Annotated in this window: 25 protein-coding genes and 1 tRNA gene; 18 read left to right on the top strand and 8 right to left on the bottom strand. The window is 65.2% G+C overall.

Translation table 11 applies throughout. The features are described 5' to 3' along the window. Positions 1 to 50: 50 nt before the first annotated feature. The 4 genes from ADJ79_RS10090 to cysM all read right to left on the bottom strand — a co-directional run bounded on the left by ADJ79_RS10090 (position 51) and on the right by cysM (position 2829). Positions 51 to 947, bottom strand: a complete 897-nt coding sequence (locus ADJ79_RS10090; RefSeq protein WP_050715849.1) for a DMT family transporter — start codon at positions 945 to 947, stop codon at positions 51 to 53. A gap of 107 nt (positions 948 to 1054) precedes the next feature. After that, complete coding sequence (locus ADJ79_RS10085) at positions 1055 to 1360, bottom strand: hypothetical protein (protein ID WP_050715848.1); 306 nt, start codon at positions 1358 to 1360, stop codon at positions 1055 to 1057. Between the two features lie 199 nt (positions 1361 to 1559). Next, entirely contained in the window at positions 1560 to 1805 is a 246-nt protein-coding gene (locus tag ADJ79_RS10080; protein ID WP_050715847.1) for a sulfurtransferase TusA family protein, read from the bottom strand. Between the two features lie 127 nt (positions 1806 to 1932). Next, positions 1933 to 2829 carry a cysteine synthase CysM gene (cysM, locus tag ADJ79_RS10075; RefSeq protein ID WP_050716565.1) on the bottom strand — a complete coding sequence of 299 codons (897 nt, stop codon included), beginning with the start codon at positions 2827 to 2829 and terminating at the stop codon, positions 1933 to 1935. Positions 2830 to 2915: 86 nt separating this feature from the next. Here cysM and ADJ79_RS10070 point away from each other — a divergent pair. From ADJ79_RS10070 to lpdA, 5 genes are all read left to right on the top strand, one after another. Then, positions 2916 to 3002: transfer RNA gene (locus ADJ79_RS10070), tRNA-Leu, on the top strand. Positions 3003 to 3232: 230 nt separating this feature from the next. Further along, positions 3233 to 6103, top strand: coding sequence for a 2-oxoglutarate dehydrogenase E1 component (locus ADJ79_RS10065; protein ID WP_050715846.1), 2871 nt, complete (start codon positions 3233 to 3235; stop codon positions 6101 to 6103). An 80-nt stretch (positions 6104 to 6183) separates the two neighbouring features. After that, entirely contained in the window at positions 6184 to 7434 is a 1251-nt protein-coding gene (odhB, locus tag ADJ79_RS10060) for a 2-oxoglutarate dehydrogenase complex dihydrolipoyllysine-residue succinyltransferase (protein ID WP_050715845.1), read from the top strand. An 86-nt stretch (positions 7435 to 7520) separates the two neighbouring features. Further along, positions 7521 to 8093 (top strand): hypothetical protein, encoded by a 573-nt coding sequence (locus tag ADJ79_RS10055; RefSeq protein ID WP_050715844.1) that lies wholly within the window; start codon positions 7521 to 7523, stop codon positions 8091 to 8093. 35 nt (positions 8094 to 8128) lie between these two features. Next, the gene (gene lpdA, locus ADJ79_RS10050) at positions 8129 to 9568 is read left to right on the top strand and encodes a dihydrolipoyl dehydrogenase (RefSeq protein ID WP_050715843.1); all 1440 of its coding nucleotides are present in this window, start codon (positions 8129 to 8131) and stop codon (positions 9566 to 9568) included. Positions 9569 to 9719: 151 nt separating this feature from the next. Here lpdA and ADJ79_RS10045 read toward each other — a convergent pair whose 3' ends face one another. Beyond that, on the bottom strand, positions 9720 to 9878 hold the full coding sequence (locus ADJ79_RS10045; RefSeq protein ID WP_156304133.1) for a hypothetical protein: 159 nt from the start codon (positions 9876 to 9878) through the stop codon (positions 9720 to 9722). Between the two features lie 295 nt (positions 9879 to 10173). Here ADJ79_RS10045 and ADJ79_RS14395 point away from each other — a divergent pair, with 295 nt between their 5' ends. From ADJ79_RS14395 to ADJ79_RS10025, 3 genes are all read left to right on the top strand, one after another. Next, positions 10174 to 10854, top strand: coding sequence for an alpha/beta hydrolase (locus ADJ79_RS14395; protein ID WP_156304132.1), 681 nt, complete (start codon positions 10174 to 10176; stop codon positions 10852 to 10854). 55 nt (positions 10855 to 10909) lie between these two features. Further along, on the top strand, positions 10910 to 12016 hold the full coding sequence (zapE, locus tag ADJ79_RS10030) for a cell division protein ZapE (RefSeq protein WP_050715839.1): 1107 nt from the start codon (positions 10910 to 10912) through the stop codon (positions 12014 to 12016). A gap of 112 nt (positions 12017 to 12128) precedes the next feature. Then, complete coding sequence (locus ADJ79_RS10025) at positions 12129 to 12536, top strand: hypothetical protein (RefSeq protein WP_050715838.1); 408 nt, start codon at positions 12129 to 12131, stop codon at positions 12534 to 12536. Between the two features lie 646 nt (positions 12537 to 13182). Here ADJ79_RS10025 and ADJ79_RS10020 read toward each other — a convergent pair. Beyond that, the gene (locus tag ADJ79_RS10020; RefSeq protein ID WP_050716564.1) at positions 13183 to 14676 is read right to left on the bottom strand and encodes a DegQ family serine endoprotease; all 1494 of its coding nucleotides are present in this window, start codon (positions 14674 to 14676) and stop codon (positions 13183 to 13185) included. Here ADJ79_RS10020 and ADJ79_RS10015 point away from each other — a divergent pair. Further along, positions 14660 to 15313, top strand: a complete 654-nt coding sequence (locus ADJ79_RS10015; protein WP_216597116.1) for an HIT family protein — start codon at positions 14660 to 14662, stop codon at positions 15311 to 15313. The two genes, ADJ79_RS10020 and ADJ79_RS10015, sit on opposite strands and share 17 nt — an antisense overlap. Positions 15314 to 15399: 86 nt before the next feature. After that, entirely contained in the window at positions 15400 to 18780 is a 3381-nt protein-coding gene (locus tag ADJ79_RS10010) for an exodeoxyribonuclease V subunit beta (protein ID WP_050716563.1), read from the top strand. Positions 18781 to 18821: 41 nt separating this feature from the next. On the opposite strand, the gene ADJ79_RS10005 is transcribed toward ADJ79_RS10010, so the two are convergent. Then, on the bottom strand, positions 18822 to 19517 hold the full coding sequence (locus tag ADJ79_RS10005; RefSeq protein ID WP_082203249.1) for an SCO family protein: 696 nt from the start codon (positions 19515 to 19517) through the stop codon (positions 18822 to 18824). 16 nt (positions 19518 to 19533) lie between these two features. Beyond that, entirely contained in the window at positions 19534 to 20472 is a 939-nt protein-coding gene (locus ADJ79_RS10000; RefSeq protein WP_050715836.1) for a hypothetical protein, read from the bottom strand. A gap of 278 nt (positions 20473 to 20750) precedes the next feature. On the opposite strand from ADJ79_RS10000, the gene ADJ79_RS09995 reads away from it, so the two are divergent. The 8 genes from ADJ79_RS09995 to ADJ79_RS09960 all read left to right on the top strand — a co-directional run bounded on the left by ADJ79_RS09995 (position 20751) and on the right by ADJ79_RS09960 (position 25303). Continuing rightward, the gene (locus ADJ79_RS09995; RefSeq protein WP_050715835.1) at positions 20751 to 21437 is read left to right on the top strand and encodes a ComF family protein; all 687 of its coding nucleotides are present in this window, start codon (positions 20751 to 20753) and stop codon (positions 21435 to 21437) included. A 330-nt stretch (positions 21438 to 21767) separates the two neighbouring features. After that, positions 21768 to 22148 (top strand): PTS sugar transporter subunit IIA, encoded by a 381-nt coding sequence (locus ADJ79_RS09990; RefSeq protein WP_050715834.1) that lies wholly within the window; start codon positions 21768 to 21770, stop codon positions 22146 to 22148. Continuing rightward, positions 22145 to 22414 (top strand): HPr family phosphocarrier protein, encoded by a 270-nt coding sequence (locus tag ADJ79_RS09985; protein ID WP_050715833.1) that lies wholly within the window; start codon positions 22145 to 22147, stop codon positions 22412 to 22414. The genes ADJ79_RS09990 and ADJ79_RS09985 overlap by 4 nt, the downstream gene beginning before the upstream one ends. Before the next feature lie 34 nt (positions 22415 to 22448). Next, positions 22449 to 23027 (top strand): formylglycine-generating enzyme family protein, encoded by a 579-nt coding sequence (locus ADJ79_RS09980; RefSeq protein WP_050715832.1) that lies wholly within the window; start codon positions 22449 to 22451, stop codon positions 23025 to 23027. 68 nt (positions 23028 to 23095) lie between these two features. Then, positions 23096 to 23530 carry an SUMF1/EgtB/PvdO family nonheme iron enzyme gene (locus tag ADJ79_RS15580; protein ID WP_256381492.1) on the top strand — a complete coding sequence of 145 codons (435 nt, stop codon included), beginning with the start codon at positions 23096 to 23098 and terminating at the stop codon, positions 23528 to 23530. A 199-nt stretch (positions 23531 to 23729) separates the two neighbouring features. Then, a complete protein-coding gene (locus tag ADJ79_RS09970; protein ID WP_050715830.1) occupies positions 23730 to 24233 on the top strand; it encodes a TlpA disulfide reductase family protein in 504 nt (167 codons plus the stop codon). Further along, on the top strand, positions 24230 to 24739 hold the full coding sequence (locus tag ADJ79_RS09965) for a TlpA disulfide reductase family protein (protein ID WP_050715829.1): 510 nt from the start codon (positions 24230 to 24232) through the stop codon (positions 24737 to 24739). The genes ADJ79_RS09970 and ADJ79_RS09965 overlap by 4 nt, the downstream gene beginning before the upstream one ends. Positions 24740 to 24832: 93 nt before the next feature. Continuing rightward, entirely contained in the window at positions 24833 to 25303 is a 471-nt protein-coding gene (locus tag ADJ79_RS09960) for a GNAT family N-acetyltransferase (RefSeq protein ID WP_371256952.1), read from the top strand. Positions 25304 to 25407: the final 104 nt, after the last annotated feature.

Raw genomic sequence — 25407 nt, 5'->3', positions numbered from 1 at the left:
CGTGCGCACAGCCGATCAAGGCGCGCCGAAGCCGCGCCAGATGGGCGCGATCAGGTCGCAGGCCGGGGCGGCGCTGCTGTTTTCAGACGCAGCCGCTTGCGCCAGAGCGAAGCGGCCATGCCGCTGGCGGTGATGAGGATGATGCCCAGCCAGCCGGTCAGCGGCAGGTATTCGCCAAACAGGGCCACGCCATACAGGGCGGCGAACACGATGCCTGAATACTGGAGGTTGGCGACCAGCATGGTGGCGCTGCGGGTGTAGGCGCGCGTGAGGCAAAGCTGGCCGAGAACGGCCAGCAGGCCGACGGGCAATAGCCACCAGGCGGCGGGTGTGTTCAGGCCATGCCAGCCGGTGATGCACGTCGCCGCCGCGCCAGCCAGGGCGGAGCCGAGCGAGAAATAGAACACGGTGCGCGTTTCCGGCTCGCCCAGGCGTCCCAGGGCGGCTACTTGCATGTAGGCCATGGCGGCCAGCATGCCCGAGGCCAGGCCGATCAGGCCGGCCACGTGTTCGTCTTGCGCAATGGCCGGGCGCAGGATGAGCACAACGCCTGCGAACCCCGCCGCGACTGTCAGGGCCAGCGGCCACTGGGCGCGCAAATCGTCCCAGCGGCGCATGAGCAGCGCGCCGCCAAGCACGAAAACGGCGATCCACACGCTGCTCATGTAGTTGAGCGTCATGGCCGTGGCCAGCGGCAGGTGGGCCATGGCGTAGAACCATGCGCTCATGGCGCCCACGCCAACGACGTTGCGCCATGCATGCGCCCAGGGCCAGCGCGTGGCCAGCGGCACGCCGCGCATGCGCACCAGCGCCGCCGTGAAGAGCATGCCGAAAAGGCCCCGGTAAAAAATGATCTCCAGCGGCGTGAAGTGCGCGGCGGCGTATTTCACGCACACGCCCATGCTGGAGAAGAAGAAGGCGGCGGCAAGCATCCATGCGGCCTGCATGACGTGAAGCTCCTGAAAGGCGAAGGCGAAAAAGAAGCTCCGGCAGCCTGTGAAAGGCCGCCGGAGCTTCTGGCAAGAAACAGCCGGATTGTCGCCGCCGCGCGATATCAGCGGCAGCGGGCGGGGTATAGCGAGCAGTTCACGCCTTGGGCGTTGAACATGTAGTTGTTGGTGTTGCGGATGGATGGGTCGGGTATTTCGATATCGGGCCGGATGGGCAGGCCGCTGAGGTCGGCCTCGGGCTGGGGCACGGACACGGGCTGGGCCGGGGCTTGCTGCTTGGCGGGCTGAGCCGCAGGGGCAGGGGCCGCTGCGGGGGCGGCTTGCGCGGCAGGCTGCGCGGCGCTTTCCTGGGCATGTGCGGCAGTCATGGACAGGGCGGCCATCAAGGCCAGTGCAAAAAGGTGTCGCATGTGAGGTGGCTCCTGAAAAGGTTAATGAATGTGCATTGTGCGTTGCCTTGGGCGCTTTCAGGCAGCGCGCGTAGCGCAACAGCGACAAAACGTGACAAGTGTCACGCTTGTGGGGCCTTGGGTGATATCTGGCGATAGCAGCTCATGTGGGCAGGCTCGGGTTCAGCCGCGAAAGAGCCTGCGCAAGCGGTTCTGGCCGCTAGCGCCGCCGCAGCACATGAGTGAATTCGCCTGCAGATTCGCTTTGGGCCACCAGCGTGTTGCCGGTCTGCTGCGCGAAAGCCTGAAAGTCGCGCACGGAGCCGGGGTCGGTCGCCAGCACCCGCAGCAGCTGGCCGCTTTGCAGCGTGGCAAGCGCTTTTTTGGCGCGCAGGATGGGCAGGGGGCAGTGCAGGCCGCGGGCGTCTATTTCGGCGGCGGGCGGCGGGCAGGTGTTTTCTTGCATGGCAGCGCGGGGAAGGTGTGGAGGCGCAGATTTTTGCTACTGCATCAATAGCATGATGTCCTAGTGGAGCGTGCGCGAAACGGCATTTCGCGCTCCTGTATTTGCTCCTGTTTTTGATATGACGGAGTCAGGCCGGAAAGACGCCGGTCGAGAGGTACCGGTCGCCCCGGTCGCAGACGATGAACACGATGGTGGCGCCGCTTTCTCGCTCGGCCACTTGCTGGGCGGCCCAGCACGCGCCGCCAGAGGAGATGCCGGCGAAGATGCCTTCTTGCCGCGCCAGCTGGCGGCTGGTTTCTTCGGCATCGGCCTGGGTGACGGAAATGAGTTCGTCCACGAGCGAGGCGTCGTAGATGCGCGGCTCATACGCTTCAGGCCACTTGCGAATGCCGGGAATGCGAGACCCCGCCGAGGGCTGCGCGCCAATGATGCGCACGGCGGGGTTGCGGCTTTTCAGATAGCGCGCAACGCCGGTGATGGTGCCCGTGGTGCCCATGGCGCTGACGAAGTGGGTGATGCGTCCGCCGGTCTGCTCCCAGATTTCAGGCCCCGTGGTTTCCACGTGCGCGCGGGGGTTATCGGCATTGGCAAACTGGTCGAGCACGCGGCCCTTGCCCTGGCGCTGCATTTTTTCGGCCAAATCGCGCGCGTATTCCATGCCGCCCGAGCGCGGGGTGAGGATGAGTTCCGCGCCATAAGCCTTCATGGTTTGCGCGCGCTCCACGGAAAGGTCTTCCGGCATGACGAGCACCATGCGGTAGCCCATGATGGCCGCCGCCATGGCCAATGCAATGCCGGTGTTGCCGCTGGTGGCCTCAATCAGCGTGTCGCCGGGGCGCACCTCGCCGCGCGCCTGCGCGCCCTGAATCATGGCCAGCGCCGCGCGGTCTTTCACCGAACCGGCAGGGTTGTTGCCTTCCAGCTTGCCGAGAATGACGTTGCCCCGCTGCCCGCAGCCGGGCATGCGCGCCAGGCGCACCAGCGGCGTGCGGCCAATGACGTCTTGTATGGTGGGGTACCGAATTTCCTGGGGAGATTGCTTGCTCATGGGGTGAATATACGGCGTGCGGCCGCCAGTGGATGCTGTGCCATAATCCGCCGCTTTCCGCCGCCCGGGTGGCGAAATTGGTAGACGCAGCAGACTCAAAATCTGCCGGTGGCGACACCATGCCGGTTCGATTCCGGCCCCGGGCACCAATTTGAAAAAGCCGCATGCTCCTTTTTGGGCATGCGGCTTTTTTGTTGATGTTTACCCTTGATTGAAGACAAAAAGCGCAGTGGCACAATTCGTCACCGTCGCAATTCATTTACTTCCCGGCTCCTTCCCTGCCACATCGCTATCCGCCAACCGGTCCAGCCGTGACGCGGAAGGTTATTTCCTCCCACCAACCCATGCCTCTTCAAGAGAGGCGAAAGGTCAGCGAACGATGAGCGAGACGAAATCCGTCTACGACACTTACAAGGGCAATACCTACCTTTTCGGAGGCAACGCCCCGTACGTCGAAGAGATGTACGAGAAATACCTGGAAAACCCCGGCAGCGTGCCCGATTCCTGGCGCGAATATTTCGACGCCTTGCAACACGTGCCCGCCACGGATGGCAGCAGTGCCCGCGATGTGCCGCACCAGCCCGTGATTGACGCCTTTGCCGAGCGCGCCAAGCAAGGCGGCACGCAAGTGGTGCGCGCCTTTGGCGACGACCCCGACCTGGGGCGCAAGCGCACGGCGGTGCAGCAGCTCATTGCTGCCTATCGCAACGTGGGCCAGCGCTGGGCCGATCTGGACCCGCTCAAGCGCACCGAGCGGCCCGTTATTCCGGAGCTGGAGCCGTCTTTCTACGGCTTTTCGGACGCGGACATGGAAACGGTGTTCAACGTGGGCAACACCTTCTTCGGCAAAGACACCATGTCGCTGCGCGAGCTGCTCAACGCCCTGCGCGAAACCTACTGCGGCACCATTGGCGCCGAGTACATGTACATCACGGACCAGGCGCAAAAGCGCTGGTGGCAGCAAAAGCTGGAGTCCATTCGCTCCAAGCCGTCTTTTGACGCCGCGAAGAAAAAACGCATTCTGGAACGCCTGACCGCCGCCGAAGGGCTGGAGCGCTATCTGCACACCAAATATGTGGGACAAAAGCGCTTTTCGCTGGAAGGCGGCGAGTCGTTCATTGCCGCGATGGACGAGCTGGTGACGGATGCCGCAAAGCACGGCGTGCAGGAGCTGGTGATTGGCATGGCCCACCGGGGCCGTCTGAACGTGCTGGTCAATACGCTGGGCAAGCTGCCCAAGGACTTGTTTGCCGAATTTGATCACACCGCCCCTGAAGACTTGCCCGCTGGCGACGTGAAGTATCACCAGGGCTTCAGCTCTGACGTGGCCACGCCGACCGGCCCCATCCATCTGGCGCTGGCGTTCAACCCCTCGCATCTGGAAATCGTCAATCCCGTGGTGGAAGGCTCGGTGCGCGCCCGCATGGACCGCCGGGGCGACCCGCGCGGCAAACAGGTGCTGCCCGTGCTGGTGCATGGCGATGCCGCCTTTGCGGGGCAGGGCGTGAACCAGGAAACGCTGGCGCTGTCGCAAACGCGCGGCTACACCACAGGCGGCACGGTGCACATCGTGATCAACAACCAGATTGGCTTCACGACGTCTGACCCGCGCGATGCGCGCTCCACAACCTATTGCACGGACATCGTGAAAATGATTGGCGCGCCCGTGCTGCACGTCAATGGCGATGACCCCGAAGCCGTCTGCCTGGCCGCGCAACTGGCGCTGGACTACCGCATGGAGTTCGGCCACGACGTGGTGGTGGACATCGTGTGCTACCGCAAGCTGGGCCACAACGAGCAGGACACTCCCATGCTCACCCAGCCGCTCATGTACAAGAAGATTGCCCAGCACCCCGGCACCCGCAAGCTCTATGCCGACAAGCTGGCCGCGCAAGGGCTGGGCGACACGCTGGGCGATGACCTGGCCAAAGCCTATCGCGCCGCGATGGACGCGGGCCACCACACGGTCGATCCGCTGGCAACCAACTTCAAGGCGCAGTTCGAGGGCAACTGGAGCAAGTTCAGCGGCCAGAAGTGGACGGACGCCGCAGAAACTGCCATTCCCCTGACCGAGTGGAAGCGCATTGCCGAAAAGCTCACCACGTTGCCTGCCACCGTCAGCCCGCACGCGCTGGTGAAAAAGGTCTATGACGACCGCGCCGCCATGGGCCGTGGCGAAATCAATGTGGACTGGGGCATGGGCGAGCACATGGCTTTTGCCACGCTGGTGGCCAACGGCTATCCGGTGCGCATTTCCGGCGAAGACTGCGGGCGCGGCACGTTCACGCACCGCCACGCCGTCATTCACGACCAGAACCGCGAGAAGTGGGACGAAGGCACCTACATCCCGCTGCAAAACGTGGACAAGAAGCAAGGCTCCTTCACCGTCATCGACTCCATCCTCTCGGAAGAAGCCGTGCTGGCCTTTGAATACGGCTACGCCTCGAACGACCCCAGCACGCTGGTCATCTGGGAAGCGCAGTTCGGCGACTTTGCCAATGGCGCGCAAGTGGTGATTGACCAGTTCATCGCTTCGGGCGAAGTGAAGTGGGGGCGCCTCAATGGCCTGACCATGATGCTGCCGCACGGCTATGAAGGCCAGGGTCCGGAGCACTCTTCCGCCCGCGTGGAACGCTTCATGCAGCTGGCCGCCGACGCCAACATGCAGATCGTGCAGCCCACCACGGCCAGCCAGATCTTTCACGTGCTGCGCCGCCAGATGGTTCGCCCGCTGCGCAAGCCGCTGGTCATCTTCACGCCCAAGAGCCTGCTGCGCAACAAGGACGCCACCTCGCCAGTGTCCGAGTTCACCAAGGGAGGCTTCCAGACCGTCATTGGCGACAAGGGCGAACTCAAGGCCGACAAGGTCAAGCGCGTGATTGCCTGCTCCGGCAAGGTGTATTACGACCTGGTCAAAAAGCGCGCCGAAAAAGGCAGCGATGACGTGGCCATCATCCGTGTCGAGCAGCTCTACCCCTTCCCGCACAAGGCGTTCGGGGCGGAACTCAAGAAATACCCCCATGCCACCGAAATCGTCTGGTGCCAGGACGAGCCGCAAAACCAGGGCGCATGGTTCTTCGTGCAGCACTACATTCACGAAAACATGCTGCCCGGCCAGAAGCTCGGCTACGCCGGCCGTCCGGCTTCCGCCTCGCCCGCCGTGGGCTACGCCCACTTGCACCAGGAGCAGCAAAAGGCGCTGCTTGAGGCGGCGTTCTCGCGCATCAAGGGCTTTGTGCTCAGCAAGTAAGCGAACCAGGCGGCGCAGGCTCCGTGCGAGGACCGCGCCGCCTTCCCCTCCCACTCTCAACCATCAACGGAATACCCAAAATGGCAATCGTCGAAGTCAAGGTGCCCCAGCTTTCTGAATCCATCACCGAAGCCACGCTGCTGCAATGGAAGAAAAAGCCGGGCGAAGCCGTTCAGGCCGATGAAATCCTGATCGAAGTCGAAACCGACAAAGTCGTGCTGGAAGTGCCCTCTCCAGCCGCAGGCGTGCTCACCGAAATCATCCAGCCCGATGGCGCCACCGTCACCGCCGATCAACTGCTGGCCAAGATTGATACCGAAGCCGTGGCAGGCGCTGCCGCAGCGGCTCCCGCTCCTGCTTCAGCGGCAGCTGCGCCTGCTCCCGCCGCCAGCGCCGCTGCCCCGGCCAGCAACAGCAAGGCGGGTATCGCCATGCCGGCCGCCGCCAAGCTCATGGCCGACAACAACCTGCCCGCAGGCAGCGTGCCCGGCACCGGCAAGGATGGCCGCGTGACCAAGGGCGACGTGCTCGGCGCTGTCGCCAGCGGAGCCAAACCCGCGGCCATCCCGACCGGCGTGCCCACGGCCAGCCTGCCGCAAGTCAGCGGCCCGGCCGCGCCCGATCTGGGCAGCCGCCCCGAGCAGCGCGTGCCCATGACGCGCCTGCGCGCCCGTGTGGCCGAGCGCCTGCTGCAATCGCAGGCTACCAACGCCATCCTCACCACCTTCAACGAAGTGAACATGGCCCCCGTCATGGAACTGCGCAAGAAGTTCCAGGACGCCTTCGTCAAGGAGCACGGCGTCAAGCTCGGCTTCATGTCCTTCTTCGTCAAGGCGGCGGTGCACGCGCTCAAGAAATTCCCGGTCATCAACGCCAGCGTGGACGGCAACGACATCGTCTATCACGGCTATTTCGACATTGGCATTGCCGTGGGCAGCCCGCGCGGCCTGGTCGTTCCCATTCTGCGCAACGCCGACCAGATGAGCTTTGCCGACATCGAAAAGAAGATTGCCGAATTCGGCCAGAAAGCCAAGGACGGCAAGCTGGGCATTGAGGAAATGACCGGCGGCACCTTCTCCATCAGCAACGGCGGCACCTTCGGCTCCATGATGTCCACCCCCATCATCAACCCGCCGCAATCGGCCATTCTGGGCGTGCACGCCACCAAGGAACGCGCCGTGGTGGAAAACGGCCAGATCGTCATCCGCCCCATGAACTACCTGGCCATGAGCTACGACCACCGCATCATCGACGGCCGCGAAGCCGTACTGGGGCTGGTGGCCATGAAAGAGGCGCTGGAAGACCCGGCACGACTGCTGTTCGATATCTGATCGGCCTCACGCCAGTTGCCTGCCGCGAACAGGCTCTCCGAGGCAATGCGGCAGCACGCGGCGGGCCTTGTAACCGGAAGATGCCCATGCCCAAACCGACCTGGCTCCAGCGCCTTGCCCTGCTGTGGCGCTGGCTGAATCAGCCGCTGCCCGGCACTTCGCCGCGCCAGGCGAAGCCTGTTATTTGGGTGGAAGGGCGCATTCCCGGCAAAGCTTTGAACGTGCTCGCCTTCCTGCTGCTGGCCGGAATGCTGGCAGACATGGCGGGTTGGTGGCAAGCGCCCAGTTTCGATCCGTTCCAGCCTTACTTTGCCTGGACCCGCTCATTGATATGTGAAACGGGCTGGGGCGGCTACAGCCAAGGGCTGTGGGGAATAGCAGGAGGCATCGTTCTGTTTGGCTTTTTGCCCGCATGGCTGATGTGGGCGTGGATCGTCCGTCATGCCTACCAACTGATACGCCGCCGGACCAACCTGCCTCTTAGCGGCAAGCCGTGGTTTCCCATGGTGCTGCTCGAAGGTCGGGCCGCCGTGTGGCGTGGGTGGTGTCTGTTGCTGGCTGCGGGTCTGGCGCTATGCATGCTTCTGTGGGCGACCTACTTGTTTTATGCGTGGCTACCACAATTGTTGTTGCCGCCTTCCGCATTGAAAGTCTGCTGAGATTCAACCTTCCATCTTTTCTGGAGATTCACAATATGAGTGACACTTTTGACGTCATCGTTATCGGCGCAGGCCCCGGCGGCTATATCGCGGCCATTCGCGCTGCGCAGCTGGGCCTGAACGTGGCCTGCATTGACGAGTGGAAAAACGAAAAAGGCGGCCCCGCTCCCGGCGGCACCTGCACCAACGTGGGCTGCATTCCGTCCAAGGCGCTGCTGCAAAGCTCCGAGCATTTCGAGCAGGCCGCGCATCACTTTGGCGAGCACGGTATCAGCCTCAAAGACCTGAAAATGGACGTCAAGAAAATGATCGCCCGCAAAGACGGCGTGGTCAAACAAAACAACGACGGCATCCTTTACCTGTTCAAAAAGAACAAAGTCAGCTTCTTTCACGGCAAAGGCTCTTTCGTCAAGGCCGTGGACGGCGGCTACGAAATTGCCGTAACGGGCGACAAGAGCGAAACCCTCACGGGCAAGCAAATCATCGTGGCCACCGGCTCCAGCGCCCGCCAGCTGCCCGGCGCGCCGTTTGACGAAGAAAACATCCTCTCCAACGACGGCGCTTTGCGCATTGGCAAAACCAGCGGCGCGGCGCCCAAAAAACTCGGCGTCATCGGCTCCGGCGTCATCGGGCTGGAAATGGGCAGCGTCTGGCGCCGCCTGGGCGCGGAAGTCACCATTCTGGAAGGGCTGCCCACCTTCCTGGGCGCGGCGGACGAGCAAGTGGCCAAGGAAGCCAAAAAGGCTTTCGACAAACAGGGCCTGAAAATCGAGCTGGGCGTCAAAGTCGGCGAAATCAAATCCGGCAAAAAAGGCGTCACCGTCGCCTACACCAACGCCAAGGGCGAAGCGCAAACGCTGGAAGTGGACAAGCTCATCGTCTCCATTGGCCGCGTGCCCAACACGCAGGGCCTGAACGCCGAAGCCGTGGGCCTGAAGCTGGGCGAGCGCGGCGACATCGTGGTCGATGACCAATGCCGCACCAGCCTGCCCGGCGTGTGGGCCGTGGGCGACGTGGTGCGCGGCCCCATGCTGGCGCACAAGGCCGAAGAAGAAGCCGTGGCCGTGGCCGAGCGCATCGCGGGCCAGCACGGGCATGTGGACTTCGCGCTGATCCCCTGGGTCATCTACACCAGCCCCGAAATCGCCTGGGTGGGCAAAACCGAGCAGCAGCTCAAAGAGCAAGGCGTGGCCTACAAGGCAGGCTCCTTCCCCTTCATGGCCAATGGCCGCGCGCGTGCGCTGGGCGACACCACGGGTTTCGTCAAATTCCTGGCGGATGCCAAAACCGACGAAATCCTGGGCGTGCACATCATCGGCCCCTATGCCAGCGAGCTGATTGCCGAGGCCTGCGTGGCCATGGCCTTCCGCGCCAGCAGCGAAGACATCGCCCGCATTTGCCACGCCCACCCGTCCTTGAGCGAATCCACCAAGGAAGCCGCGCTGGCCGTAGACAAGCGCACGCTCAATTTCTGAACGGCAGATGGCCTCATGACAGGCGCGAACAGGCTCATCAGAATGGGCCTGATTCGCTCCTTGATTGATAGCGTTACCTCCTAGCCGAATGGGCGGCAGACGGTGTTTTGAGGGGCTTGAATTCGCTCCTTTTTCTGGAGTGAAAGTCATGTCAGATGGTGCCGCCTTCCATTCGGCCCAGAAAAGGCGGGAAAAATTTCAGGCCGCCTCTTTGCCATGCGCGGCAGAAGCCCGCCAGATCTGATGCCCGTAATGGCGCCTTTCGAAATAGGAAAATGCTGAAAACGAGTTTGGCGGATTGAATCGACATTCACGCTCAATGGCGCGTTGTCAAAACAGAAATGGCCCGCAAAATGGGCCATTTTTTTGATGGTGAAAATGCCGCCCAAAAATCAGTGCTTTTTAAAACCATGCCGCCTTCTGATTGGGCGCCTCACCGTCCAGACGCTGCATTGCCCGCACCTTGGCGGCACCGCTTCTTAAGCCGCCTGCTCTTTCGTCCCAGCCGCCATCGCATGGATTGCGCCAAACGGGCCTTGAACATGCCATGCCCCTGGGGCAAGGTGCAGATTTGGCGTGAAGCTATAGGCTCAGGCTGCAACGACATGGAGCAAAAATGCCGCCCGGTTGCCGTATTGCGCTTTCTGGGCGCACGTGGCCGGGCTGAACAAGGCACCACCGATCCGCTCAATCGCCTGCCTCACGTGCCGGGAGAAGTCTGGATCGTCAATCCGCCCGGTTTCGGCGGCAGCCTCGGCCCTGTTTCGCTGCTGCGTCATGCGCAGGCGGCCCTTTTGGCTTTTGATGAAATGGTTCGCCACTGCCCTCATGCGCGGCATTGGGTCTACGGTCACAGCCTGGGCGCGCTTTTCGCCTTGCATGTGACGGCGCGGCGTGAAGTGCATGGCCTGATTCTCAAAAACGCGCTGCCCGTTTTCCCCTTGCTGCAATCACGATTGGGCCGGAAAGCGGCGCGCTGGCTGATTCAGGGCATGCCGCCCGGGCTGGATGCGCTGCGCAACGCGCGTCATAGCCCATCGCCCGCCGTTTTCCAGATTTCGCTGCAAGACGCCTTGGCCACGCCGTCCATGCAGCAAGACCTTGTGGCAGCTTATGCTGGCCCGCTGCGCACCGCCTTCATTCATGGCGGGCATGACATTCACCAATACAGCAGCAAAGACGAAATCGCCTATTGCCAGGCCATTCAATGGCTGCATGGCCTGAATCATGCAGCGGCTGCCGGAAATACAGCTGAACAGATTTTTGAAAATCATGGAACCCGCTGATTTGCCTGAATAAAATGCCCGACTTCCGAAAATCGCCCCTGAAACCAGAAACCGCATGACCCGACCCAGCGTCTCCGAAACCTACCAGCAGGAACTGGCCGCGCGCGGCTTTCAGTCCGACCCCGCCCAGCTTCGCGCCGTGCAGGCGCTGGAGCGCTGCGCCAATGACTGGGCCGCCTACAAGGCCCGGCGTTCCAACCGGTTCAAAAAGCTCATCAACCACCCCGAAATTCCCAAGGGCGTTTACATGTATGGCGGCGTGGGGCGCGGCAAAAGCTTTTTGATGGACTGCTTTTTCAACACCGTGCCCATTCGCCGCAAAACGCGCCTGCACTTTCACGAATTCATGCGCGAAGTGCATCGCGAAATGGCCGCCTTGCAAGGCCAGGTCAATCCGCTGGACGAGCTGGGCCGGCGCATCGCCGCCAAATTCAAGCTCATCTGCTTTGACGAATTTCACGTGGCCGACATCACCGACGCCATGATCCTGCACCGCCTGCTGGTGGCGCTGTTTGACAACGGCGTGGGCTTTGTCACCACCAGCAACTTCAGGCCCGACGAGCTGTACCCCAACGGCCTGCACCGCGACCGCATCCTGCCTGCCATCGAGCTGCTCAACGCGCGCATGGACGTCATCAACGTGGACAACGGCACCGACTACCGCCGCCGCACGCTGGAGCAAGTGCCGCTTTACCACAGCCCTCTGGGCGCGCAAGCCGATGCCGCCATGCAAGACGCCTTCACGCGCCTGGCAGGCACGGCGGACGAATCGCCCGTCATCGAAATCGAAGGCCGCGAAATCACCGTCTGCCGCCGCGCGGGCGGCGTCATCTGGTTTGACTTCAAAACGCTCTGCGGCGGCCTGCGCTCGCAAAACGACTACCTCGAAATCGCCTCGCGCTACCACACCCTGCTGCTGTCAGACGTGCCGCAAATGCACGTGCACAACGCCTCCGAGGCGCGGCGCTTCACCCTGCTGGTGGACGTGCTGTATGACCGCCGCGTCAAATTCATGCTCTCGGCCGCCGTGCCGCCCGAGCAGCTCTACACCGAAGGACCGCTGGCCCACGAATTTCCGCGCACCGTCTCGCGCCTGATGGAAATGCAATCGGCCGAATACCTGGCGCTGGAACACCGCGCCGTGGACACCCAGCTCACCTGAAACCCCCGTTCAAAGCCCGTCCGTGAGCGCAAAAACGCGGCCCTGAGGCGCTCTGCGGCGTTGCAAATCCATCGCCCTCATTGCTGCCTGCCCTTTCACCGCCTTCACCGCCATGCGCCGCCTGCTCATCCTCCTTGCCGCCCCGGCCCTGCTGGCCGCCTGCTCCTCGGCCTCTTTGCACGAAAGCCACCGCGCCGCGCAGGCGGCCCACGCGCAGGCCGCCCAGGACTGGATTGCCGCCGCGCCCCAAGGCGCGGCCCTGGAACCATGGATGGCCGCCGAGCGCAGCCGCATCGCCGCCGAACAAAACGCCGCCCGCCAGCGTTTTGAACAAGCCGAAAAAGCCTGCTGGAAGCGCTTTGCCGTCAATGACTGCGTCAGCCGCGCCCGCCAGCAGCGCCGCCAAACCCAAGACCGCCTGCGCCAGCAGGAACTGGCCCTGAACGCGCTGGAGCGCCGCCTCGCCGCCCAGCCAGATGACCCCGCCGCCAGCCAGCCACCGGCCAGCCGCCAGCCATAGCCGCCAGCCATAACCGTCCATCTCGCCTGCGCCAGATCTGGCCGCTGCTTCACGCGAGCGGAAGCCAACCCGTTTTCGATAAGCCATGCGCAGATCGGCCGCGCATGCGAGCGAAGAAGGCCTACCGGCTTGGGCTGAACGGAGGCGAAGGCGTGCGGCCTGCCTTATTAGCTCCTCTATCCATAGCGGGACGTCCTAGTAAAACGGGCGCAAGGCGGCATTCAGAGCACTGAAATTCGCTCCTGTTTTTGATGTATCAAGACAGGTTTGGCCCGCAGGCACGCCGGCTTTATCCGTATCCGCCGCGTCCGCCTTTTAGGCCTGCGGCGCGGGTTGGCCCCGCTGCCGCGTTTTTGCCTTCCGTCTGGAAGATGGGCTGATTGGGTTCAGCGGGCCATACAAGGTCGTTTTCTTTGAACCCGCGCGGGGCTGGGTCAATCAAAAAGAGAAGCTGATTTGAGGGGGTGGAAATGCCGCTTTGCGCCCGTTTCACTAAGACCTATTGCTATGAATTCAGGAGCTATATTCGGGCGGATTGCCGGCCTTGAGCGCGTTCTGGCGCTGGCTGAGGTGGCCGTTTGTCTGGCGGCAAAAAAGGCCGCGCTCCTGTGCGGGGGCGCGGCCTGGGCGCATGGCGAAGGGGCGTTTACTGGGCGGCGGGGTGCAGCAGCACGTACTGAACCATGTCGCCGCGCTGTACCAGCAGGTTCACGGGTTTGCCGGCTTTCTCGCCTTTCATGGCTTTGCTGGCGGCGGCTTCGAATTCGGCGGCGCTGCTGACATCGGTGTTGGCTACGGCCAGGATGAGATCGCCGGGGCGCAGGCCCACGCTGGCGGCTGGCCCGTCCACGTCGGTGATGCGCACGCCGCGCTGGGTTTTGAGCTTGGCTTTTTGCTCGGCGCTCAGGTCGGCCACGGCCAGGCCCAAGGACTGGCTGGCGGCGGTTTTCGGCTCGCCTGCGGCGCTGGCGGCGCGGGATCCGCCTTTTTCGGGTTCCATGGCGGCCACGGTGAGGTTCAGGTCCAGGCTTTTGCCTTGACGAAAGACGGTAACCGTGCCGCGCGTGCCGGGTTTGGCGTTGCCTACCATGCGGGGCAGGTCGCTGACTTTTTCGATGGGCTGGCCGTCAAAGCGGGTGATGATGTCGCCCGCGCGCACGCCTGCTTTTTCAGCCGGGGAGCCGCTTTGCACGTGGCTGACCAGCGCGCCTTGCGCTTTGCCCAGGCCGATGGATTCGGCCACTTCGCGCGAGACTTCGCCAATTTGCACGCCGATGCGCCCGCGCGTGACGTGGCCGGTGGCGCGCAGCTGTTCGCTGACTTTCATGGCTTCGTCAATCGGAATGGCAAACGAGATGCCCATGAAGCCGCCGGAGCGCGAGTAAATCTGGCTGTTGATGCCGACGACTTCGCCGCGCAGGTTGATGAGCGGGCCGCCGGAGTTGCCGGGATTGACGGCCACGTCGGTCTGGATGAAGGGCAGGTAGCTGCCTGTGTCGCGCTGTTTGGCGCTGACGATGCCGGCGGTGACGGTGCTTTCCAGCCCGAAGGGCGAGCCAATGGCCATGACCCACTCGCCCACGCGCACGCGGCTGGCGTCGCCAATTTTCACGGCGGGCAGGCCGCTGGCGTCAATCTTGAGCACGGCCACGTCGGTGCGTTCGTCCGCGCCGATGAGCCTGGCCTTGAATTCGCGCTTGTCGGAGAGGGTGACGATGATTTCGTCGGCTTCATCGACGACGTGATGGTTGGTCATTACGTAGCCATCGGGCGTGAGGATGAAGCCTGATCCCATGCCGCGCGGCACTTCGCGCTCGAAGCCTTGGCCGCGCCCCTGCCCGCGCGGCATGTTCGGCAGCGGAATGCCGAAGCGGCGCAGCATGTCTTCGGTTTCTTCGTCTATTTGCGGCAGCGCCCGCGAGCGGCGGCCGCCGCTGCTGACGCGCTCCAGTGTGCGGATATTGACGACGGCGGGGCCGACTTGCTCGACCAGATCGGTGAAATCTGGCAGGCCGCGCGCCACGGCGGCGGGCTGCGCCTGCGCCGGCTCGTGCGGCAGCAGGGCCAGGGCGGAAGCGCCGACAATGGCGGCGGCGGCCAGCGCTACGGCGCTGCGTTGCTGAATGACTCGGGTCAGCATGGGTTGGAGTTCTCCTTGCAAAAAAGTGGGGGAAATGATGAACGCGGCAATGGAGCCGCCGCCGCCAGAAAAGTTGCGTAAAGCTTTTGCAAAGCGGGGCCAAAACGGAGGCATCGGCGGCGCTGCGGCGGCCTTTCTTTCATTTTTGCGAAAAGGAAAATCCATGCACCGCGCCGATTGCATTTTCTGCCAGATCGCCCAGGGCCATTCGCCTTGCCATCCAATATGGGAAGATGAACGCCACCTGGCTTTTCTTTCCATTTTTCCCAATACAAAAGGATTCAGCGTGGTCATTACCAGGGAGCATCACGGCAGCTACGCATTCGCCGCCGATGAAACCGTGCTGGCCGGGCTGGTTCTGGCCGCGCAGAAAACCGCGAAAGTCCTTGACCGCGCCTTTGACGACGTGGGCCGCACGGGCCTGATTCTGGAGGGCTTTGGAGTGGATCACCTGCACGCCAAGCTCTTTCCCATGCACGGCACGGCAGGGCTTGCGAGCGGCCAATGGCAACCCATCAACTCTGGCGGAAGAAAATATTTTGAAAAATACGAGGGCTATATTTCATCGCATGATTGCGAACGCGCCAGCGACGTTGAATTGGCGGCGCTGGCGGCGCATATTCGCCGTTTTGCCTGAAAGGGCCTGGAAAATACGCCGTTTTGTTTTTCGCCGCTCCGCGCATTGCCGCCGAGCGGCATGATTGCCTTTTTTGCCTGCCCACGATGAGCGCTCCCGCCTACTTTCACAACGACCAGCCCATCACGCGCGATGCGTTTTATGCCATTGCCTGCGATCCGCGCCGCAGCGTGGCGGTCGAGGCGTGCGCGGGCGCGGGCAAGACGTGGATGCTGGTCAGCCGCATCTTGCGGGCGCTGATTGAGCCGGCGCCCGGCAGCGCGGACGGCGCGCCGCTGGCGCCGCATGAAATTCTGGCCATCACCTTCACGCGCAAGGCGGCGGGCGAAATGCGCCAGCGCCTCAATGAATGGCTGACGGCTTTTGCCGGCATGCAAGAGGCCGAACTGGCGCGCGAGCTGGCGCTGCGCGGCGTGCCCGGGCCGCAGGCCGCGCGGCTGGCCCCCGCGCTCAAAGGCGCGCATGCCCGCTTGCTGATGTGCCCCAGGCCCGTGCAGGTGCGCACGTTTCACGGCTGGTTTGCCGCGCTGCTGCAAACCGCGCCGCTGAAACTGCTGCAAGAGCTGCGCCTGCCCGCGCCCTATGAGCTGCTGGAAGACGATGCGCCCGCGCGCCCCGAGGTGTGGCGGCGCTGGCTGCGGCGCGTGGCGGCCGAGCCGGCGCAGCGCGCCTGCTACGAGGCGCTGGTGCGCGAGCATGGCCGCCACCAGACGGACAAGGCTTTGCAGACCGCGCTGGACAAGCGCGCCGAATTTCTGCTGGCCGATGCGCAAGGCGTGGTGCAGGCCAGCGTGCCGCATTTCCATGACATGTTCCCGCACCTGGCCGCCTTTGACGAGCCGATGCAGGCGCTGTTTGACAAGACCCGCAAGGCGCTGTTTTTGAAAGCCGCCAAGGCGCTGGGCCAGGCCACGGCCAAAACGTTTTCAGCCAAGGGCGTGGAGCTGGAAAAGGCCATCACCAGCGGCCAAGCCGAAGGCGTGGCGGCTGCGCTGCTCACCCAGAAAGGCACGCCGCTCAAGTTTGGCGACAAGCTGGCGGGCATCGACGATGTGCGCGAGGCGCAAGCGCTGCTGCTGGCGCTGCTGCAAGCGCAAAAGCAGCACGCCGCCTGGCTGCACCAGCAGCGCATGGCCGAGCTGACGCGCACGCTGATTGACGAATTTGCCGCCCTCAAGCGCGAGCGCGGCTGGGTGGATATGCACGATGTGGAGCGCGCCGCGCAGCGCATGCTCTCCAACGACGAGCTGGCCGGCTGGGTGCAGCAGCGGCTGGATGCGCGCGTGCGCCACTTGCTCATCGACGAATTTCAGGACACCAGCCCGCTTCAGTGGCAGGCCCTGTCCAGCTGGCTGTCGGCCTACGCGGGCGCGGGGGGCGGGCGTGATTTCAGCGTGTTCATCGTGGGCGACCCCAAGCAGAGCATTTACCGCTTCCGCCGCGCCGAGCCGCAAGTGTTTCAGGCCGCCAAGGCCTTTGTGCGCGAGGCGCTGGAAGGCGACGAGCTGGCTTGCGAGCACACGCGCCGCTGCGCGCACCGCGTGATGGGCGCTGCCAATACCGCCTTGCTGGCCGCGCAAGAGCAGCGCGACTACAGCGGATACCGCGCGCACACCACCGAATCGGACGAAGCGGGCCGCGTGCTGCTGCTGCCGCCGGTTGAACGCGGTGAAAAACCGGCTGAAGAAGCCGCTGGCGGCAGCCAGGGCGAAAGCGCCATCGCCTGGCGCGACAGCCTCACCACGCCGCGCGAGCTGCCGCAAGAAACCCTGCATCTGCGCGAATGCCGCCAGGCCGCCGGCTGGGTGGCCGCGCAACTGGCCAGCGGCTTGCCAGCGGGCAGCATCATGGTGCTGGCCCGCCGCAACGACCGGCTGGCGCTGATGCAGCAGGCGCTGCGCGAGCGCGGCATTGCCTGCGAATTTCCCGACCGCAGCGATTTGGGCGAGCTGCCCGTGGCGCAAGACGTGGCCGCGCTGCTGGACGCGCTGCTGTCGCCCGCGCACAACCTCGCGCTGGCGCACGCCCTCAAATCGCCCCTGTTCGGGCTGACAGACGAACATTTGACGCAGCTGGCCCTGCTGGCGCGCGCGCATCCGGGCGAAAGCTGGTTCAGCCTGCTACAGAAAAAAGAGCTGTTCGCGCCCGGCTGGCAAGCGCTGGCGGCCAATTTGACAGCCGATTTGGCCCTCTACCAGACCTGGCTGGCCAGCCTGCCCCCGCACGACGCGCTGCAAGCCATCTTCGACCACCGCGACGCCTTTGCCCGCTACGCCGCAGCCGCCCCCGCGCACGAGCGCGAGCGCACGCTGGCTCAACTGCGCGGCCTGCTGTCGCTGGCGCTCAACCTGCAAGGCGGCCGCTTTCTGACCGCCTGGGCCTTTGTGCGCGCCTTGCGCAAAGGCGGCGCGGCTGCCCTGCCGCCCGCAGCCGGTGCGGGCAACGCCGTGCGCCTGCTCACCATTCACGGCGCCAAGGGGCTGGAAGCGCACACCGTGCTGCTGCTGGACACCCAGGCCGCCCCGCCCAAAGCCGACACCATGAGCACCCTCATCGACTGGCCGGGCGAAGCGCCCTATCCGCGCCGCTTCATCTTTCTGGCCAGCGAAAGCAACCCGCCGCCTTGCGCCATCAAGCTGCTGGAGGCCGAGCAGCACGAGCAGCGCCGCGAAGAACTCAATGCGCTTTACGTGGCCATCACCCGCGCCGAAAGCTGCCTGGCCCTCTCCAGCGTCACGCCCTACCGCCAAAGCGGCCCCACCTGGTGGAGCCGTTTGCAGCCAGCCGCCGAAGCTGCGCCCGAGTGGGATTCAGCGCCGCCAGCCGCCGCCCGCACGCCGGAAAGCGCTGCTGAAAGCGCCCCCATCCTTCTGCCCACGCTGCCTGACTGGCGCAGCGCCGAACCCGCCCCGCCAGCGCCCGCCCCGCTGGCCAGCCTGGCATTCACCCCGGCGCGCCCGCCGCTGCCCGCCCCGCCTGCGGACACCAACCCCGAAGCCGCCCGCCTGGGCCAGGCCATGCACTGGCTGCTGGAGCGCGCCGGGCGCGACGGCGGAGATGACTGGCTCAAGGGCAGCGGCGAAAGCATCCGGCAGACGATCGCCCGCCAATACCGCCTCACCCCCGCGCAAGCGCAAACCGCCCTGCAAACCGCCCGCCGCATCTTCACCGGCGAAGGCGCATGGGCCTGGCAGCGCGGGGCCTTCACCGCCGCCTTTGACGAAGTCGAAATCCTTCACCAGGGCCAAACCTTGCGCATGGACCGGCTGGTTTGCCGCCTTGATCCCGCCACGAACCAGCCCGAATGGTGGGTGCTGGACTACAAAAGCGCCGCACACCCCGAGCACAACCCGGACTACGCCGCGCAACTGGCCCGCTACCGCGCCGCCGTGCAAGCCGCCCACCCCGGCCAGACCGTGCGCGCCGCCTTGCTTTCGTCCGACGGGCGCATGAGCGAAGTCAGCTAGAGCCTGTCCAAAGCTTGCCGGGGCAGACCTTGCACAGGCTCTCAATCCGCGCTTTTTTCGTGCAGCAGCGCGCGCGCGTTGGCCGCCATGGCGTCAGCGCCGATGCCGTAGGTTTGATACAGGCGCAGGCGGCCTTGCGGGTCATACATGTAGCTGGCGGCGGTGTGATCGAGCGTGTAGCTGTTTTCAATGGGGCCGGGCGTCTGGCGGTAAAAAATCTTGAATTCGCGCGCCAGCGCGGCCAGCTCCTGGGGGCTGCGCGGGGTCAGGGCGATGAAGCTTTCGTCAAAACTGGCCACGTAGGCTTTGAGCACTTCGGGCGTGTCGCGCGCGGGGTCCAGCGTGATGAAGATGCCTTGCAGCCGGCCGGCTTCGGCGCCCAGTTTCTGGCGCGCCTGCGCCAGCTCCAGCAGCGTGGTGGGGCACACGTCGGGGCACTGGGTGTAGCCGAAGAAAACCACCACGACTTTGCCTTTGAAATCGGCCAGGCTGCGCGGCTGGCCATCGGCGTCGATCAGGTGAAAGTCGCGGGCATAGGGCGCGTCATGCAGCGCCTGGCCGCGCAGGGCGGGGCGGGCGGCGTCTTGCGGCGAGCAGGCGGGCAGCGCCAGGGCGCAGGCCGTCAGCAAGGCGGCGGAAAAGACGGCAGGGAAAGCGGCAGAAAAGGCGGCAGAAAAGGCGGCAGGGAAAGCGGCAGAAAAGGCGGCAGAAAAGGCGGCAGGGAAGCGGTCAGGCATGGCAGGCGGCTTTCATTCACTCAGCGCGGCTTTCGGGCGGCAGGCTGTGCGGGCGCGGCTGGCGCAGGGCCTGGCGCATGGCGTCCAGGCCGATCACGGTTTCAGCCGACACGGTCGCGCGCGGCGCGGGCTTGAGCGCGTGGCCGTAAATCAGCTCGAATTCCAAGGGGATGGAGCTGCTTTCCGCGCCGCTTTCCGCACTGTTTCCGCGCAGGCTTTCCATCTCGGCCAGCAGGCGCGCGTGCCAGCGGCGGCCGCGCAGGGCGGCAAAGCGGCTGCGGCTCAAATTGCGCCCCAGCGCGCGCAGCTCCTGCAAGGCGCGCTGCGGCGTTTCAAAAGTGAGGGTCACGTGCTCCATGAACATGACCGGCTCGGCAAAGCCGGCCTGCATCAGCATGTCGCCCCAGTCGTGCATGTCGGTGAATTCGTGCGCGGGCGCGGGCCAGCCCAGGCGCGCATACAGCGCGCGCAGGCCGCGCAGCGTGTCCGGCCCCAGGCAGGAAAACATCACAAAGCCATCCACGGCCAGCGCTTGCAGCCACTGGCGCATCAGCGCCTGCGGCTCGGCCACGCGGTGCAGCAGCATGTTGGCCCACACCATTTGCACGCTGCCCGCTTCGGGCTGCGCCACGGTGCGCAAGGCCGGACGCGCCCAGCGGGCGGGCCGCCACCAGGGCAGGGGCGCGCCGCCCGCATGGCCCTCGCCCGCAGGCACGCCCACGCATTCGGCCTGGGCGAAGTGCGCCGCCACCAGCGCGTGCCCTTGCATGCCGCCGTGGCGTGGCGACCAGTGCGCCCAGCGTTTGACGGGCAGGGTGATCCACGGCAGGCGCTCGGCCATGCGGCGCGCCACTTCTTCATGCAGCCAGGGCGCGGGGCCGGGCAGCGCGGCCAGCCGGGCGGCGGCCCGTGCGTCCAGGGAAGGGGGGGAAGAAGGCGAGGAAGCGGCGGTCATGACAAAAGCCCCGGCGCGCGGGGCGGATGCGGCTTGGCATCAAAAACAGGAGCGAATTCACAGGGCCTGAAAAGGCTTTCGTCGCAATGAATACGGGGATGTCTTGCTATGAATCAAGGAGCAGAAAAACCCCTTCGCCACCCCGCCTGCGGCGCTGGGGCGGGCAGTATATTGATGGCGCGGCGCTTGCGCGCCCTGCCGCCGGACCATCCGCAGGCGCTGCGCGGCCTTCTTCCGCTTCTTCCACTTCTTCCGTTTCCTGCTCCCTTTTTCGCCGCATGGCCCTGCTTGCCTGCCTGCTGCCCAGCCAGTGCCATATCTGCCGCGCCTGGCCCGCGCCGCCCATTTGCGCCGGGTGCCTGGCCTGCTTCGTCCGCCCCGAGCCGCGTTGCCTTACCTGCGCCGCGCCGCTGGCGGGCAGCGCGGCGCAGTGCGGCGAGTGTTTGCTCAGGCCCCCGCCCATGAGCCGCACCTTCGCCGCGCTTTCCTATGGCTGGCCCTGGGACGGGCTGCTGGCCCAGTTCAAATTCCATCAGCAAACCGGCCTGGCCGCCCCGCTGGCTGCCATGCTGCTGCAAACGCCCGGCGTGGCGCAGGCCGTGGCCGAAGCCGATGCCGCCGTGCCCGTGCCCGCCTCGCGCCAGCGCCTGGCCGCGCGCGGCTACAACCCTGCCTTGCTGCTGGCCCGCGCCCTGGGCGCGCGGCGCGTGGTGGCCGACGCCCTGCTGCGCCCTCACGACGCGCCGCCCCAGCGCAGCCTCAGCCGCGCCCAGCGCCTGCGCCGCGTGCAAAACGCCTTCGTTCCCAACCCCGCGCGCCGGCCCGCCCTGCAAGGCCGCCATGTGCTGTTGATCGATGACGTGATGACCACCGGCGCCACCTTGCGCACCGCCGCCGAAGCCCTGCTGCGGGCGGGCGCCGTGCAAGTCAGCGCCGCCGTGCTGGCCCGCACGCCGCCGCTTTGAGCGGGCTGCTCTCAGTCTGCCTGCGTACAGCCCCTCAAAAACAGGAGCGAATCCAGGGGCGCCAAGAAGCTGGTCTGCGCTGGTTCCACTAGGACATCATGCTATTGAAAAAGGAGCTGAACAAAAGAAACCAGGCCCGGCATGAAGCCAAGCATGGCGGGCGGGTCTGCGCCGCCCGCGCCCGAAAGGATAAATTCAGCCCTTCCACCCGTGCCATGCAGTACCGCTGCCCCGCCTGGCCTCGCGCTGGCCTTTCCCTTTTCCGGAACCCTTGCTGAGCGCAGGCGGCCCGCCTTTTCGCGCCCGCGCGCAGGTCTCGATCTCACTGATATGACCCATCTGCTTGTCATTGCCCACGCCCCGCTGGCCAGCGCCCTGCGCGATGCCGCCCTGCACGTGTTTCCCGATGCCGCCAGCCACGTGCTGGCGCTGGACGTGCAGGCCCACGTCAGCCCCGATGCCGCCTTGCTGGCCGCGCGCGCGCTGCTGCTGCCAGCTGCCGCGCGCGCGCTGCTGCTGACCGACGTGCTGGGCGCCACGCCCAGCAACGTGGCCAGCCGCCTGGCCGCCGAAACCGGCTCGCCCCTGCTGGCCGGAGCCAACCTGCCCATGCTGCTCAAGGCCATCACCTACCGCGCCGAGCCGCTGCTGGAGCTGGCCGCGCGCGTGCGCGAAGGCGGCCAGCAAGCCATCATCCGCATCGAGCCATGATCGAAAAACAGACCACCATCATCAACAAACTCGGCCTGCACGCCCGCGCCAGCGCCAAGCTCACCAAGCTGGCGGGCAGCTTTCCTTGCGAAGTGTGGATGCAGCGCGGCGAACGCCGCGTGAACGCCAAAAGCATCATGGGCGTGATGATGCTGGCCGCCGGCATGGGCACGGCCGTCACCTTGCAAACCAGCGGCGAACGCGAGCAAGAAGCCATGCAGGCGCTGCTGGCGCTCATCGAAGACAAGTTCGGCGAAGGCGAGTAGCCCGCGCGCCCTCCGGCCTGAACGTGATCCTTCCATGACCGCCCTTTTGCGCCCCGCCTTTTTCATCCTCTGCGCCCTGGCCCTGTGCGGCCCGGCCGCCACCCAGGCCCAGCCGATGCCCGCCATCGAGATGGCGGACATCCCCGCAGGCAGCTTCCTCATGGGCGCGTGCGTGCCGGCCAGCGCCGACAAACAGCGGCGCGCCCGCGATGAATTCATGGGCCGCCCGCCCGCGCAGCCCGCCTGTCAGCCAGAAGAAGAAGCCTTTGGTTCCGCATCCGGCCCGCAGCACGCCGTGCGCGTGCGAGCCTTCCAGCTTGGCAAAACCGCCGTCACGCTGGGCCAGTTCAAGGCCTGGCTGCGCGCCGCCGGGCGTGACGATCTGCTCACCGAAGAGTTCATGCAGGCCAACCGCCACGGCGACCAGGCCCCCGTGGTTTACGTCAGCTGGCATGACGCGCAGGACTACATCCGCTGGCTCAACCAGACCTGGCCGCAGGGTGGCCGCTGGCGCCTGCCCTCGGAAGCCGAATGGGAATACGCCTGCCGCGCGGGCCAGCCTGTTCGCTACTGCGGCAGTGATGCCCCCCGGCGCCGTAGCCTGGCACGCTGATAACAGTGGCCGCCGCATCCACCCCGTAGCACAAAAGCAGCCCAACGCCTGGGGGCTTAAGAGCCTGTTTGCCCCCCGTCCGCAGGCGCGAAAGCGCGGCCTCGGGCGTCCTGCGGCGTTGCAAATCCTCGCCGGGCCATAAGGCCCGTCTGCGGTTTGCGCCTTGCAGCCCATCCCGACCCGCGCTTTCGCCCCTTGCGGCCAGAGGGCAAACAGGCTCTTGCGACATGAGCGGCAACGCCTTTGAATGGGTGCAGGACTGCTGGCACAACAGTTACAAGGAGGACGGCATGGAAGACGCCGCCCCCGCCGACGGCAGCGCCTGGGAAAGCAGCTGCTCTTTTCGCAACCGCTATTTCAGCGGACTGCGCATGGTGCAGCGCGGCGGCAGCGCGCTGGCTCCGGCCTTTGGCTACGCGCGCGCCCTTGTGCGCCACCATGCCCCGCCCAAGTGGCGGGGCGATGACAGGGGCTTTCGCCTGGCGCGCGATCCGCATCCTTGAGCCGTCAAGGCGTTCCGGGAAAGGCTGTTTCTGCTCTTGTATCCATAGCTGGATGTCCCCGTATTCATTGCGGCACAGGCCCTTTTTGGCAGCCTGAATTTGCTCTTTTTTTTGAATTGAAAGGCCTTTTTTGCCAGCGCTGTCCGCCCAAACAGGCACGGATGGAACGGGAAAGGCTTCTCAAGGACAATCGCCCGCCATGTTCAAGTCCGCATTCCGTTTTTCCTTCTTGCGCCTTCTATCCCTGCTGGCGCTGGCCTGCGCGCTGCTGGCAGGCTGCACGCAGGAGTCAGCGCCGCAAAGCAGCTTCTTGCTGCTGGATGGCCAGCGCATCTCCACCGAAAGCCTGCGCGGCAAGGTGGCGCTGGTGAATTTCTGGGCCACCAGCTGCACCACCTGCGTGGCCGAAATGCCTGAAATCGCCGCCACCTACGGCAAGTTCAAGGCGCAAGGCTACGAGACGCTGGCCGTGGCCATGCAGTACGACAAGCCCGAATACGTGAGCCGCTTTGCCGCGCAGCGGGCGCTGCCTTTTCTGGTGGCTTACGACCATGATGGCCAGGCCGCCAAAGCCTGGGGCGAAGTGCGCCTGACGCCCACCACCTTCTTGCTGGACAAGCAGGGCCACATCGTCAAGCGTTACGTGGGCCAGCCGGACTTTGCCGCGCTGCACGCGCAAATTGAAAAGCTGCTGGCCGAATGAACGCCCCGCTGCACAGCGCTTTGCGCCGCCAGCTTTGCCTGGCCGCGCCCGCCCTGCTGGCCGCTGGCGCGCTGGCCGGTTGCAGCCGGCAGCGCGCGCCCTACAGCACGTTCACGCTGCTGGATGGCTCGGCGTTTTATTCGTCCGCCTTCGCGGGTTCGGTGGCGCTGGTGAATTTCTGGGCCACTTCGTGCCCTTATTGCATGAACGAGGCGCCGCAACTGGCCGCGCTTTACCAGCATTACCGCCCTCATGGCTTGCAGGCCGTGGCGGTAGCCATGTCGTACGACCGCGCCGAGAGCCTGAATCGCTTCATGCAAACGAGGCAGCCGCCGTACCCGGTAGCGCATGACCGCGATGGCTCGCTTGCGCGCCAGTGGGGCGATGTGCGCGCCACGCCCACGGCCTTTGTGCTGGACCGCAAAGGGCGCATTGCCCGGCGCTTTGTCGGCTCGCAGCTGCACGAGGTGTCGCGCCTGATTGGCAAGCTGTTGTCCGAAGGCTGAGCGCCTGTTCAGAAAAGCCGGGCGCTAAACTGCCCGCCTTCTTCGCCCTTCGCCCTCGCGCCTTGCCCCGCCGTGACCACTCCCGCCGTCGAACTGATCGCCGCTGACACGCCTGAGCGCGTGGCCCAGGCGCGCGCGCTGTTCGAGGAATACGCAGCCGAAGCGGGCATCGACCTGTCCTTTCAGAACTTTGAGCACGAGCTGGCCACGCTGCCTGGCGAATACGCTCCGCCGCGCGGCGCGCTGCTGCTGGCGCTGGTGGACCAGCAGGCGGCCGGCTGCTGCGCCCTGCGCCCGCTGGATGATGCCGATACGCCCAACGCCGCCGAAATGAGGCGCTTGTATGTGCGCCGCATGTTCCGGGGCTTTGGCCTGGGGCGGCAGCTGACGGAGCGCATTCTGGACGCCGCCCGCCAGCGCGGCTACCAGTGCGTGCTGCTTGACACGCTGGACGACATGGAATCGGCCCGCGCGCTGTATGAAGACCTGGGCTTCGAGCCGACCGATCCCTACTATCACAACCCCCTGCCCGGAGCGCACTACCTGAAGGTGAACCTGGACTGACCCTCTGGCCGCAAGCGCCCGGACCGCCGCCCTTTCATGTTTTCTCCTTCCGGCATGAAATGGGCCGCAAGTCCTCATGAAATCAGCGCGGGCAGCTATCATTT

Origin of the sequence: Ottowia sp. oral taxon 894, assembly GCF_001262075.1 — a bacterium.
Taxonomy (GTDB): domain Bacteria; phylum Pseudomonadota; class Gammaproteobacteria; order Burkholderiales; family Burkholderiaceae_C; genus Ottowia; species Ottowia massiliensis.
This window is presented reverse-complemented; position numbering and strand designations above follow the sequence as displayed.

What these genes read in the sequence shown, in the direction of transcription:
- ADJ79_RS10055 (WP_050715844.1), top strand. Translation starts at nt 7,521, where the DNA reads ATGCCCAAACCGACCTGGCTCCAGCGCCTTGCCCTGCTGTGGCGCTGG.
- ADJ79_RS09995 (WP_050715835.1), top strand. Translation starts at nt 20,751, where the DNA reads ATGGCCCTGCTTGCCTGCCTGCTGCCCAGCCAGTGCCATATCTGCCGC.
- ADJ79_RS09970 (WP_050715830.1), top strand. Translation starts at nt 23,730, where the DNA reads ATGTTCAAGTCCGCATTCCGTTTTTCCTTCTTGCGCCTTCTATCCCTG.
- ADJ79_RS10015 (WP_216597116.1), top strand. Translation starts at nt 14,660, where the DNA reads ATGACTCGGGTCAGCATGGGTTGGAGTTCTCCTTGCAAAAAAGTGGGG.
- ADJ79_RS09980 (WP_050715832.1), top strand. Translation starts at nt 22,449, where the DNA reads ATGACCGCCCTTTTGCGCCCCGCCTTTTTCATCCTCTGCGCCCTGGCC.
- ADJ79_RS09985 (WP_050715833.1), top strand. Translation starts at nt 22,145, where the DNA reads ATGATCGAAAAACAGACCACCATCATCAACAAACTCGGCCTGCACGCC.
- ADJ79_RS09990 (WP_050715834.1), top strand. Translation starts at nt 21,768, where the DNA reads ATGACCCATCTGCTTGTCATTGCCCACGCCCCGCTGGCCAGCGCCCTG.
- ADJ79_RS10045 (WP_156304133.1), bottom strand. Translation starts at nt 9,878, where the DNA reads ATGTCGATTCAATCCGCCAAACTCGTTTTCAGCATTTTCCTATTTCGA.
- ADJ79_RS09965 (WP_050715829.1), top strand. Translation starts at nt 24,230, where the DNA reads ATGAACGCCCCGCTGCACAGCGCTTTGCGCCGCCAGCTTTGCCTGGCC.
- lpdA (WP_050715843.1), top strand. Translation starts at nt 8,129, where the DNA reads ATGAGTGACACTTTTGACGTCATCGTTATCGGCGCAGGCCCCGGCGGC.
- ADJ79_RS10005 (WP_082203249.1), bottom strand. Translation starts at nt 19,517, where the DNA reads ATGCCTGACCGCTTCCCTGCCGCCTTTTCTGCCGCCTTTTCTGCCGCT.
- ADJ79_RS10020 (WP_050716564.1), bottom strand. Translation starts at nt 14,676, where the DNA reads ATGCTGACCCGAGTCATTCAGCAACGCAGCGCCGTAGCGCTGGCCGCC.
- ADJ79_RS10090 (WP_050715849.1), bottom strand. Translation starts at nt 947, where the DNA reads ATGCAGGCCGCATGGATGCTTGCCGCCGCCTTCTTCTTCTCCAGCATG.
- odhB (WP_050715845.1), top strand. Translation starts at nt 6,184, where the DNA reads ATGGCAATCGTCGAAGTCAAGGTGCCCCAGCTTTCTGAATCCATCACC.
- ADJ79_RS14395 (WP_156304132.1), top strand. Translation starts at nt 10,174, where the DNA reads ATGGAGCAAAAATGCCGCCCGGTTGCCGTATTGCGCTTTCTGGGCGCA.
- ADJ79_RS10080 (WP_050715847.1), bottom strand. Translation starts at nt 1,805, where the DNA reads ATGCAAGAAAACACCTGCCCGCCGCCCGCCGCCGAAATAGACGCCCGC.
- ADJ79_RS10085 (WP_050715848.1), bottom strand. Translation starts at nt 1,360, where the DNA reads ATGCGACACCTTTTTGCACTGGCCTTGATGGCCGCCCTGTCCATGACT.
- ADJ79_RS10065 (WP_050715846.1), top strand. Translation starts at nt 3,233, where the DNA reads ATGAGCGAGACGAAATCCGTCTACGACACTTACAAGGGCAATACCTAC.
- zapE (WP_050715839.1), top strand. Translation starts at nt 10,910, where the DNA reads ATGACCCGACCCAGCGTCTCCGAAACCTACCAGCAGGAACTGGCCGCG.
- ADJ79_RS10010 (WP_050716563.1), top strand. Translation starts at nt 15,400, where the DNA reads ATGAGCGCTCCCGCCTACTTTCACAACGACCAGCCCATCACGCGCGAT.
- ADJ79_RS10025 (WP_050715838.1), top strand. Translation starts at nt 12,129, where the DNA reads ATGCGCCGCCTGCTCATCCTCCTTGCCGCCCCGGCCCTGCTGGCCGCC.
- ADJ79_RS10000 (WP_050715836.1), bottom strand. Translation starts at nt 20,472, where the DNA reads ATGACCGCCGCTTCCTCGCCTTCTTCCCCCCCTTCCCTGGACGCACGG.